Origin of the sequence: Micromonospora sp. NBS 11-29 (assembly GCF_002140155.1) — a bacterium.
In the GTDB taxonomy this organism is placed as follows: Bacteria; Actinomycetota; Actinomycetes; order Mycobacteriales; family Micromonosporaceae; genus Micromonospora.
This window is the reverse complement of record NZ_NAPR01000017.1, coordinates 129995-141065: the sequence shown is the minus strand read 5'-3', so window position 1 is coordinate 141065 and position 11071 is coordinate 129995. Positions and strand designations below refer to the sequence as shown.

Sequence of the window (11071 nt, the reverse complement as noted above, 5' to 3'; positions counted from 1 at the left end):
CCTCCAGACCGTGGACAGCCCGGCGTACGCCGACGGCGGCCTGCCCAACCGGCTCGCGGTGGTCGAGCTGCCGGCCCCGCGCGGCGCCATCCTCGACCGCACCGGCGAGCCGCTGGCACACAGCGTGGAGGCTCGGTACGTCTTCGCCGACCCGACCCGGGTCAAGGACCGGTTCGCCACCGCGCGGGCGCTCTCGCCGCTGCTCGCCGTGCCGGAATCGGAGCTGGCCGACAAGATGCGCAAGCGCAAGCGGCCCGGCACCGACCGCGAGACCCAGTTCGTCTACCTGGCCCGGGGCGTCGAGATCGGCACCGCCAAACAGATCATGGCGCTGGACCTGGCCGGCATCAACGTGCACCGGGACGAGCGGCGCGAGGTGCCCGGCGGTGACCTCGCCGCCAACCTGCTCGGCTTCGTCAGCCAGGACATGAACGGCCTGGAGGGGCTGGAGGCGAAGTACGACGACGTGCTGCGCGGCGCGGCCGGCAAGCGGACCTACGAGGTGGGCCTGGGCGACCTGGCCGCACCCATTCCGGGCGGCTACAGCAGCACCACCCAGCCCCGGCCGGGCAGCTCGCTGAAGCTCACGCTCGACCGGGACCTCCAGTTCATGACCCAGCGGATCCTGTCCAAGCAGGTGGCCCGGGTCAAGGGCAGCGTCGCCGCCGCCGTGATCATGGACGTCCCCACCGGCGAGGTGCTGGCCCAGGCCAGCCAGCCGACGTACGACGTGGCCGACCCGACGAAGGTCACCTCGCCGGCCGACCGGGACGACGTGGCGACCAGCTTCGTGGTGGACCCGGGCTCGATCCACAAGGCGATCACCTTCGGCGCGGCACTCCAGGAGGGCGTGATCACGCCGGACACCGCGCTCCCGGTGCCGAACACGGTGGTCCGGGGCGGGGTCGAGTTCTCCGACACCCACCCGGTGGACGGCCGCACCCTGAGCATCCCCGGCATGCTGGCGTTCTCGTCGAACGTCGGCACCATCGCGGTCGCCGACAAGCTGGGCCCGGATCGGCTGATCGACTACCAGAAGCGGTTCGGGCTGGGCCAGCCGACCGGCGAGGGCCTGCCGGGTGAGGCCCCCGGGCGGCTGCTCCCGGCCGACAAGTGGAGCGGCTCGGCGTACGGGTCGGTGCCGATCGGGCACAGCGTGGACGCGACGCCGCTGCAGATGGCCGCCGCGTACAACGCCATCGCCAACAACGGGACGTACGTGCAGCCGCACCTGATCAAGGAGACGATCGGGTCGGACGGCACCCGGACGCCGACCGCCGCACCGACCACCCACTCGGTGCTCAGCCCGGCGAACGCGGCGGCGCTGCGCCGGATGCTGGAGGCGGTCACCACGGTCGACGGCCCGGACGGGCAGGCCACCGGCCTGGCCGCCGCCGTGCCGGGCTACCGGGTGGCCGGCAAGACCGGCACCGGTCTGCGATACGACAACGGCAAGCAGCAGCCCGGTGAGGTCGGTTCGTTCATCGGGATGGCCCCGGCGGAGAAGCCGCGCTACGTGGTCGCGGTCTTCGTCTGGAGCCCCGGCGGCGGGGGCGGTGCGGTCGCCGCGCCGGCGTTCCGGGAGATGATGGGCTTCACGCTCCGGCACTACCGGGTGCCGCCGTCGCGGACCGACAAGTCGCCGAAGTTCGAGGTCTTTCCGCGCTGAGCGGGCACGGCGGGACATCATCGGTGAGTGGCGACGAACCACCGGGGCGGCTGTGCGGTCGGAACCGGACGACCGGGTAGGGTCTGACGCCGTGCCCGGCAATCCACGTCCCGCCACCGTGCTTCCGGTCCGGCTCGGCGACCTCGCCGCCCGACTGGCATCGAACCCGCCGGAGGGGGCCGCCGAGCTGGCCGTCACCGGCGTCACCCACGCCAGCCAGGAGGTCCGCCCCGGCGACCTGTACGCCGCCCTGCCCGGTGCCCGCCGGCACGGCGCGGAGTTCGCCACCGCCGCGGCCGCCGCCGGCGCGGTGGCCGTGCTGACCGATCCGGCCGGCGTGCCGCTGGCCGAGGGCGCGGGCCTGCCCGTGCTGGTCGTCGACGACCCCCGGGGCGTGCTCGGCGAGGTGGCCGCCACGGTCTACGGCGACCCGACCGCCGGCCTGACCCTGATCGGGGTGACCGGCACCGCCGGCAAGACCTCCACCAGCTACCTGATCGAGTCCGGGCTGCGTGCCGCCGGGCACGTCACCGGCCTGATCGGCACCGTGGAGACCCGCCTCGGCGACCTGGTGGTGGACAGCGTCCGGACCACCCCGGAGGCCACCGACCTGCACGCCATGCTCGCGGTCGCCCGGGAGCGGGGAGTGGACGCCGTGGTGATGGAGGTGTCCAGCCACGCCCTGGCGATGGGCCGGGTCGGCGGCGTGAAGTTCGACGTCGGCGGCTACACCAACTTCGGCTCCGACCATCTGGACTTCCACGCCGACGAGGCGGACTACTTCGCCGCCAAGGCCCGCCTGTTCGACGGGCGCTGCCGGGTCGAGGTGCTCAACCACGACGACCCGGCGCTGCGCCCGCTGTACAAGCCGGCCACGGTGACCTACTCGGCGGCCGGCGACCCGTCGGCGACCTGGTGGGCCGACCGGATCGACGGCGAGGGGTACGCGCAGCGCTTCACGCTGCACGGCCCGGACGGGACCACGTTGCCCACCGGTGTGGCGCTGCCCGGCCGGCACAACGTGGCGAACGCGCTGCTGGCCGTCGCCGTGCTGGTCGCGGCCGGCGTCGACCCGGCCGTCGCGGCGCGCGGCGTGGCCGCCTGCGGCGGGGTGCCCGGCCGGCTGGAGCTGGTCAGCGGCGACGCGCCGGTGCGCGGGGTGGTCGACTACGCGCACAAGGCCAACGCCATCGAGGCGGTGCTGACGGCGTTGCGCGGCCTGACCGGCGGGCGGCTGGTCTGCGTGCTGGGCGCCGGCGGTGACCGGGACCGGGGCAAGCGACCGGTGATGGGCGGCGCGGCCGCGCGGGGCGCCGACGTGGTGCTGGTGACCGACGACAACCCGCGTACCGAGGACCCGGCCGGGATCCGCGCCGAGGTGCTGGCCGGCGCGTACGCCGCGGCCGCACCGGCGCGGATCATCGAGGTGCCCGGCCGGCGGGCGGCGATCGAGGAGGCGGTTCGGGTGGCGGAACCGGGTGACGTGGTGGCGGTGCTGGGCAAGGGCCAGGAACGCGGCCAGGAGATCGGCGGCGAGGTGCTGCCGTTCGACGACCGGGTGGAGCTGGCGGCGGCGCTGCGGGCCCGCTTCGGCGACCTGGTGGGGCAGCGATGATCCCGCTGACGCTGGCCGAGGTGGCCGCCGCGGTCGGCGGTCGGCTGACCGCCGCCGACCCGGACGCCCGGGTCACCGGCACGGTGGAGTTCGACTCCCGCAAGGTCACCCCCGGCGGCCTCTTCGTCGCGTTCGGAGGTGAGAAGGTGGACGGCCACGACTACGCGGCCGGCGCGGTGGACGCCGGCGCGGTCGCGGTGCTCGGCACCCGTGCGGTGCCGGGTGTGCCGATGGTGCTGGTCGACGACGCGTTGGACGCGATGGGACGGCTGGCCCGAGCCGTGGTCGACCGGCTGCCCGGCCTGACCGTGATCGGGTTGACCGGTTCCTCCGGCAAGACCACCACCAAGGACCTGATCGCCCAGCTCGCGGTGCGGCTCGGCCCGACCGTGGCACCGCCCGGCTCGTTCAACAACGAGCTGGGGCATCCGTACACCGCGTTGCAGGCGACGCCGGAGACCCGCTACCTGGTGATGGAGAAGGGCGCCCGCGGGGTGGGCCACGTCCGCTACCTGTGCGACGTGGTGCCGCCGCGGATCTCGGTGGTCCTCAACGTCGGGGTGGCCCACCTCGGCGAGTTCGGCTCGGTGGAGACCATCGCGCTGGCCAAGGGGGAACTGGTCGAGGCGCTGCCCGCCGACGGGCTTGCGGTGCTCAACGCCGACGACCACCGGGTCGAGGCGATGGCGACGCGGACCCGGGCCCGGGTGGTCCGCTACGGCGAGTCCGAGCAGGCCGACGTGCGCGCGGTGGACGTGACGCTGGACGGCCGGGGCCGGCCCTCGTACACGCTGGTCACGCCGGAGGGAAGCGCGCCGGTGCGGCTCGGTCTGACCGGCCGGCACCAGGTGTCGAACTCGCTGGCCGCCGCGGCGGTCGCCCGCGAGCTGGGCCTGCCCCTGGCCGAGCTGGCGGCGGCCCTGGGGGAGCTGGGCCTGGTCTCCACCCGGCGGATGGACGTGTTCGAGCGCCCCGACGGGGTGACCGTGATCGACGACTCGTACAACGCCAACCCGGCCTCCACCGGGGTGGCGCTGCGCGCGTTGGCCAGCATGCGGGGTGAGGGGCGTACCGTCGCGGTGCTCGGCTACATGGCCGAGTTGGGCGACTTTGAACTTCAGGGGCATCAGCAGGTCGGCCGGCTCGCGGCCGAACTGGGAGTGGACCGGCTGCTCGTGGTGGGCGAGCCGGCGGCGCCGATCCACGAGGGCGCGACAGCGGTAGGCAACTGGGGAGGAGAGTCGGTGCTGCTCACCGATCAGGCGGCGGCCGTCGAGGTGCTGCGGAGCGAGCTGCGTCCATCGGACGTGGTCCTGGTGAAGGGCTCCCGGTACCGGACCTGGGACGTGGCCGACGCGCTGCGCGCGGACGCCCAGGGTACGACGGAGGGCGGCGCCGCATGAGGGCGGTCATCGTGGCCGTCGGGGTCGCGTTCCTCATCTCGCTGTTCTGCACCCCGATCGCGATCAAGTACTTCACCCGGCTCAAGGCCGGTCAACCGATCCGATCGAACCTCGGGCTCGCCAGCAACGAGGGCAAGAAGGGCACGCCGACGATGGGCGGCGTGGTCTTCATCCTGGCCACCGTCATCGCGTACGTCGCCGGGCACCTGGCCCTGACCACGCTGCCGGACGCGCAGATCGCGCAGGTCGAGCCGACCATCACGGCGCTGGTGCTGCTGGGGCTGATGGTGTTCTCCGGCGCGGTCGGCTTCATCGACGACTTCCTCAAGATCCGCAGGCGGCACAGCGGCGGCCTCAACAAGCGGGGCAAGCTGGCCGGCCAGATCCTGGTCGGCGCGGCCTTCGGCGTGGTGGCGCTCTACTTCCCGTCGAGCATGACCGACCCCAGCGGCAACGCGACCAACACCGAGACCGTCGGCAGCAGCACGCTGAGCTTCATCCGGGACATCCCGGCGCTGGAAATCAGCAAGATCGGTGCGGTGATCGTCATCATCATGGTGGTGATGGCGGCGACCAACGGCGTCAACCTCACCGACGGCCTGGACGGTCTGGCCACCGGCGCTTCGGTGATGGTGCTCGCGGCGTACGGGCTGATCGCGTTCTGGCAGTACCGGCACTGGTGTGCGGACCCGAACTACACCGAGGCGTACTGCTACACGGTGCGCGATCCGCTGGAGATCGCGCTGATCGCCGGCGCGGCGGCCGGGGCGTGTGTGGGCTTCCTCTGGTGGAACACCTCGCCGGCCCGGATCTTCATGGGCGACACCGGCGCGCTCGGGCTGGGCGGCCTGATCGCCGGCATGGCGATGTCCACCCGGACCATCCTGCTGCTGCCGATCCTGGGCGGCCTGTTCGTGATCATCACGATGTCCGTGGTCATCCAGATCATCTCGTTCCGTACCACCGGCAAGCGGGTGTTCCGGATGTCGCCGTTGCAGCACCACTTCGAGTTGGCCGGCTGGAGCGAGGTCAACATCGTGGTGCGGTTCTGGATCATCGCCGGCATCGGGGTGGCGATCGCGCTGGGGCTGTTCTACAGCGAGTTCCTCGCCGCGGTCAGCTAGGTGCTGGGAAGGGCCCCCTTTTAACAGACGTCTGTTAAAAGGGGGTCCTTCCTTCAGATTCGACACGCCGAGCGGGGCGGTTGCGCCACGGGCGGGCGGGTCGAGCGGCCATGATGAGCGGGTGGGGGAGGGACGAGACATCCAGGTCACCAGCGATCCGCCGGCCCGTCGTGCGCCCGCGGCCACGCCACCGGCCGATCCGCCGGCCGCCGGGGGGTGGGATCCCGCCGGTGGCCTGGCCGCGCTGCGTGGGCTGCTGGCCCGGCCGCTGGCCTCCTACTACCTGCTGCTCTCCAGCGCCGGCCTGCTGCTGCTGATCGGCCTCACCATGGTCTTCTCCGCGACCAGCGTGCGGGACTACGTCCTGGACGGCAACGCCTCGGCCTCGCTGACCAAGCAGACCGTGTTCGCGGTGATCGGCGTCGCGGCGTTCTGGGCCTGCCAGCGGCTGCCCGCAAGCACGTTCCGGGCGGTGAGCCGTCCCGCGCTCGGCGTGGCGGTGGCGCTGCTGCTCCTGCTCAACCTGCTGGTCGCGCTGGAATCGCTGTTCGGGGTGGAGTCGATCGGTCCGCTCAAGGGCGAACTCCTCTCGCTCTCCCTCGGCCCGATCTCGCTCCAGCCGGCCGAGGTGGCCAAGTTCGCGCTGGTGCTGTGGGGCGCGCACGTACTGGCCCGCAAGGGCGCCGCGCTGGGCTGGTGGCGGGAGCTGGCCACCCCGCTGTTCCCGGTGGTCGGCCTCCTCTTCGTGCTGGTCGGCTTCAACGACCTGGGCAGCATGCTCTGTCTGGTGGCGCTGGTGGTGGGCCTGCTCTGGGCGGCCGGCGTGCGGAGCCGGGTCTTCGCCTCGCTCTCCGCGCTCGGCCTGCTCGGCATCGGCCTGCTGGTCGCGGTGGCCTCGCTCGGCGCCGGCTCCGGTTCCCGGGACGCCGACAACTACCGGTTGGGCCGGCTGACCATGTGGCTGGACCCGCCGTCCCCGAAGACCTGCTTCGACGAGCAGTTGGAGAACTGTTACCAGCTCATCCAGGCCCGGTACGCGATCGGCAACGGCGGCTGGTTCGGCGTCGGCCTGGGGCAGAGCAGCTTCAAGTACGGCTGGCTGCCCGAGGCGCACAACGACTTCATCTTCGCCATTGTCGCCGAGGAGCTGGGCGTGGTGGGCTGCACCGTGATCCTGGTGCTGTTCGCCGTGCTGGCCTACACCGGGATGCGGATCGCCCGCCGGGTGGAGGACCCGTTCCGCCGGCTGGCCGCCGCCGGGGTGACCGCCTGGCTGGTCGGCCAGGCCGTGATCAACATCGGTGGGGTCACCGGTCTGCTGCCGCTGACCGGCGTACCCCTGCCGTTCATCTCCGACGGCGGCAGCGCCCTGGTGGTGACGCTGGCCGCGATCGGCATGCTCGCCTCGTTCGCCCGCGCCGAACCGGATGCGGCCCGGGCGCTGCACGCCCGTCCGCCGGCCCGATGGGTCCGACTAGTGTGGGCCCCGTTGCCGCCGCTTCCCGGCCGGCGTCGCCGACCGGCGCCGCCCCCGGCGGATCGTGGGCCCGTGCCCCGGTCCCGCCAGCGTCGGCAGGACGACCAGGCCGCGGCCCGCGGCGCCCGGCCCGACCGGGCGCGCACCGGCGCGGCGAGCGAGAGGAGACGCTGATGGGTCCGCTGCGTTCGGTGGTGCTCTGCGGAGGGGGTACGGGCGGGCACATCTACCCGCTGCTCGCCTTCGCCGACTGCCTGCGCCGACACGACCCGAGCGTCCGGATCACCTGCCTGGGCACACCGAAGGGCCTGGAGAACGAGCTGATCCCGCCGGCCGGCTACGACCTGCGGCAGATCCCGGCCTACCAGCTTCCCCGATCGGTCAACATGAGCCTGGTGCGCACCCCGGACCGGATGTGGAAGGCGGCCCGCGCCGCGGGCAAGGTGATCGACGAGGTGCAGGCCGACGTGGTGGTCGGCTTCGGCGGGTACGTCTCGGTGCCCGGCTACCTGGCCGCGTGGCGGCGTGACCTGCCGATCGTCATCCACGAGGTGAACGTGCCACCGGGCGTGGCGAACAGGATGGGCATGAAGTTCACCAAGAACGTCGCGGTGGGCTTCCCGCACCAGCCGGCGCAGGCCGAGGCGCTGCGCGACGCGCGGGTGGTCGGGGTGCCGCTGCGCCGCGGCATCGCCGGCCTGGACCGGGCGGCGCTGCGCGACGCGGCCCGCGCCCACTTCGGGCTCCGCCCCGACCTGCCGGTGCTCTTCGTGGCCGGCGGCTCGCAGGGCGCCCGCTCGATCAACCTGGCCGTCTCCGGCGCCGCGAAGGAGCTGGCCCGCAACGGCGTGCAGGTGCTGCACGTGATCGGCGCCCGCAACGAGCCGGTCTCCGTCCCCACCGACCTGCCGGTGCCGTACGTGACGCTGCCCTACCTGTCCGAGATGGAGCTGGGCTACGCGGCGGCCGACCTCATGCTGGGTCGCGGTGGCGCGATGACCTGCGCCGAGGTGGCTGCGATCGGCCTGCCCACGGTCTACGTGCCCTATCCGCACAGCAACCAGGAGCAGAAGCGCAACGCGCTGCCCGTGGTGGAGGCCGGCGGCGGGCTGCTTGTCGACGACGCCGAGGTGACGCCGTCCTGGGTGGAGCGCACGGTGATCCCGCTGATCCGGGACCCGCAGCGGCTCTACGCGATGAGCCACGCCGCAGCCGCCTACGGCCGCCGGGACGGCGACGTGGCGCTGCTGAACTTCGTCTACGAGGCGGTGGCCCGCTGATGGGCGGCACCGCGACGGGAAGGTACCTGGCATGAACACCGCGCAGTTCACCCCCGCCGGCACCATGACCGCGGAGGACCTGGGCCGGATCCACCTGATCGGGGTGGGCGGGGTGGGGATGGCCGGGTTGGCCCGGCTCTTCCTCACCCGCGGCCTGCCGGTGTCCGGGAGCGAACTGCGGGAGTGGCCGTCCCTGGCCGGTCTGCGGGCGCTGGGCGGGACCATCCACATGACCCACGAGGCGGCCAACCTCGACGGGGTCGACACCGTCGTCTACTCCTCGGCCATTCCGCAGGACCACCTGGAGATGGTCGAGGCGCGCCGCCGGGGCCTGCGCGTGCTGCACCGCTCCGAGGCGCTCGCCGCCGCGATGACCGGCCGCCGTACGGTGGCGGTGGCCGGCACCCACGGCAAGACCTCCACCACGTCGATGGTGACCATGGTCCTCCAGCAGGCCGGCGCCGACCCCTCCTTCGTCATCGGTGGCGAGATCTCCGAGGTCGGTTCCGGCGCGCACCACGGCACCGGCGAGCACTTCGTGGTCGAGGCGGACGAGAGCGACCGGTCCTTCCTGATCTACCGCCCCTACCTGTCGATCATCACGAACGTCGAGGCGGACCACCTCAACACCTACGGCGATCTGGCCACCCTGGAGGCGGCGTTCGCCGAGTTCGCCCGCCTCACCGACCCGGACGGCTTCGTCGTCACCTGCGCCGACGACGCGGGCGGCCGGCGGTTGGCCGAGACGCTGCGGTCGGAGGGTCGCCGGGTGTGGACGTACGGCGAGTCCGACGACGCCGACCTGCGGATGAGCGACGTCGTCTCCTCGGCGCAGGGGGTGCGTTACCTGGCCGAGGTGCAGGGCCGGTCGCTGGGCGAGATCCGGCTGTCGATGCCCGGCCGGCACATGGCGCTCAACAGCGCCGCGGCGGTGCTCGCCGCGTACCTGCTGGAACTGCCGGTGGCGGCGGCGGAGGCCGCGCTCGGCGCGTTCCCCGGCGTGCGGCGGCGCTTCGAGCGCAAGGGTGTCGCCGACGGCGTGCTGGTCTACGACGAGTACGCCTACCACCCGACCTCGATGACGCTGGCGTTGCAGACGCTGCGCGAGGTGGCCGGCGACGGGCGGTTGATCGTGGTCTTCCAGCCCTACCGGCTCTACCGCACCCGCGACCTCCAGGCGGAGATCGCCGCCGCCCTCGGAATCGCGGACGAGTTGGTGCTGCTGGAGGTCTTCGGCCCGGGCGAGCTGCGCAACCCGGGTGAGGGCTCGGCCGCGTTGATCGCGGCGGTGCCGCTGCCGGCGGAGCGGAAGGTCTTCGTCGAGGCGTGGGACGACGTGCCGGCCGAGGTGGCCCGGCGGGCCCGCGCCGGCGACGTCGTGGTGACCATGGGCGCGCCACCGATCTCGCTGATGGGCGATCAACTTCTGGACGCCCTGCTGGCGCGCACCGGCGGCGCCCCGGCCCTCGCTGCCGGCGTCGACCCGGACGGCGCGGCGGCCCCGGCCGGATGAGCCCGGGCCCGGCCCGCGGCCGCACCTCCGGCCAGGACGGCGGGGCGGCGCGGCGCAGCCCGGTTCGGCGGTGGCAGCTGGTGCGGGCCGGCGCGGACGCCGTGCCGCCGTCCACCCGTCGTTTCATGGCCCGGGCCCGGCAGCGGCGGATGCGGGCCGCGCTGCCCTGGGTGGTAGCGGTCTCGGTGGTCGCGGTCGCCGGCCTGGTCGCCTGGACGGTGCTCGGCACCGGGCTGTTCGGCGTTCGCGAGGTGCGGGTGGTCGGCGCGCGGCTGGTCACGGCGGTGGAGGTCCGCGACGCGGCGGCGGTGGCGGACGACGCGCCACTGGCCCGGGTGGACCTGGCCGCGACGGCCCGGCGGGTCGGCACGCTCCCGCCGGTGGCGTCGGCCACGGTGGCCCGGGACTGGCCGGGGACGCTGGTGATCCGGGTGGTGGAGCGGGTGCCGGTGGCGGCGGTGCCGCAGGGCGACGGCGTCGCCGTCGTCGACGCCACCGGCGTGGTGTTCCAGCGCCTGGACCGGGCGCCCGACGGGTTGCCGCTGGTCCGGGTGGCCCGGCCCGGCCCCGACGACCCGGGCACCCGGGCGGGGCTGGCGGTGCTCGCCGCGCTGGGTCCGAAGCTGCGCGCCGAGCTGGTCGCGGTGGACGTGGCCGGGCTGGCCCGGATCACGCTGCTGCTGCGCGGCGACCGTACGGTCTTCTGGGGCGACGCCTCGCGTGGCCCGGACAAGTCCGCGGTGGCCACCGCGCTGTTGCCCCGCGACGCCGACCGGATCGACGTCAGCGCCCCGGACGTGGTCACGTTCCAGTGACCCGCGGCTCAGTGACCGGCGTGTGTCGCCGGTCGCTCGGTCGGCGACACGCCGGAGCGGTCCTTGGCTCCTGGCGCGGCGGCGCATACGTTGCCCCGAAGAGATCAGTGGTTGACATAGCTCTAAGCCTCTAGTAGAGGGTGAGGGTTCAGCCGTCGGAAGAGGGTGCGGGGTG

General features: G+C 73.5%; 8 protein-coding genes. All 8 read left to right on the top strand.

Annotated features, from left to right (window positions below):
* Nucleotides 1-1669: peptidoglycan D,D-transpeptidase FtsI family protein (locus B1205_RS21315; RefSeq protein WP_254910107.1), on the top strand; the 1669-nt coding region annotated here is incomplete at its 5' end.
* Nucleotides 1670-1721: 52 nt separating this feature from the next.
* Nucleotides 1722-3284, top strand: coding sequence for a UDP-N-acetylmuramoyl-L-alanyl-D-glutamate--2,6-diaminopimelate ligase (locus B1205_RS21310; protein WP_176308719.1), 1563 nt, complete (start codon nt 1722-1724; stop codon nt 3282-3284).
* Nucleotides 3281-4687: a UDP-N-acetylmuramoyl-tripeptide--D-alanyl-D-alanine ligase gene (locus B1205_RS21305; protein ID WP_089157224.1), complete on the top strand. Its 1407-nt coding sequence runs from the start codon at nt 3281-3283 to the stop codon at nt 4685-4687. Before B1205_RS21310 ends, B1205_RS21305 begins: the two co-directional genes overlap by 4 nt.
* Nucleotides 4684-5811 (top strand): phospho-N-acetylmuramoyl-pentapeptide-transferase, encoded by a 1128-nt coding sequence (mraY, locus tag B1205_RS21300; protein ID WP_089157223.1) that lies wholly within the window; start codon nt 4684-4686, stop codon nt 5809-5811. Before B1205_RS21305 ends, mraY begins: the two co-directional genes overlap by 4 nt.
* A gap of 235 nt (nt 5812-6046) precedes the next feature.
* Entirely contained in the window at nt 6047-7462 is a 1416-nt protein-coding gene (locus B1205_RS21295) for an FtsW/RodA/SpoVE family cell cycle protein (RefSeq protein WP_176308731.1), read from the top strand.
* Nucleotides 7462-8568 carry an undecaprenyldiphospho-muramoylpentapeptide beta-N-acetylglucosaminyltransferase gene (murG, locus tag B1205_RS21290; RefSeq protein ID WP_089157222.1) on the top strand — a complete coding sequence of 369 codons (1107 nt, stop codon included), beginning with the start codon at nt 7462-7464 and terminating at the stop codon, nt 8566-8568. Before B1205_RS21295 ends, murG begins: the two co-directional genes overlap by 1 nt.
* Before the next feature lie 31 nt (nt 8569-8599).
* Nucleotides 8600-10081, top strand: a complete 1482-nt coding sequence (murC, locus tag B1205_RS21285) for a UDP-N-acetylmuramate--L-alanine ligase (protein ID WP_089157221.1) — start codon at nt 8600-8602, stop codon at nt 10079-10081.
* On the top strand, nt 10078-10896 hold the full coding sequence (locus B1205_RS21280) for a cell division protein FtsQ/DivIB (RefSeq protein ID WP_089157220.1): 819 nt from the start codon (nt 10078-10080) through the stop codon (nt 10894-10896). The genes murC and B1205_RS21280 overlap by 4 nt, the downstream gene beginning before the upstream one ends.
* The last annotated feature ends 175 nt before the right edge of the window (nt 10897-11071 follow it).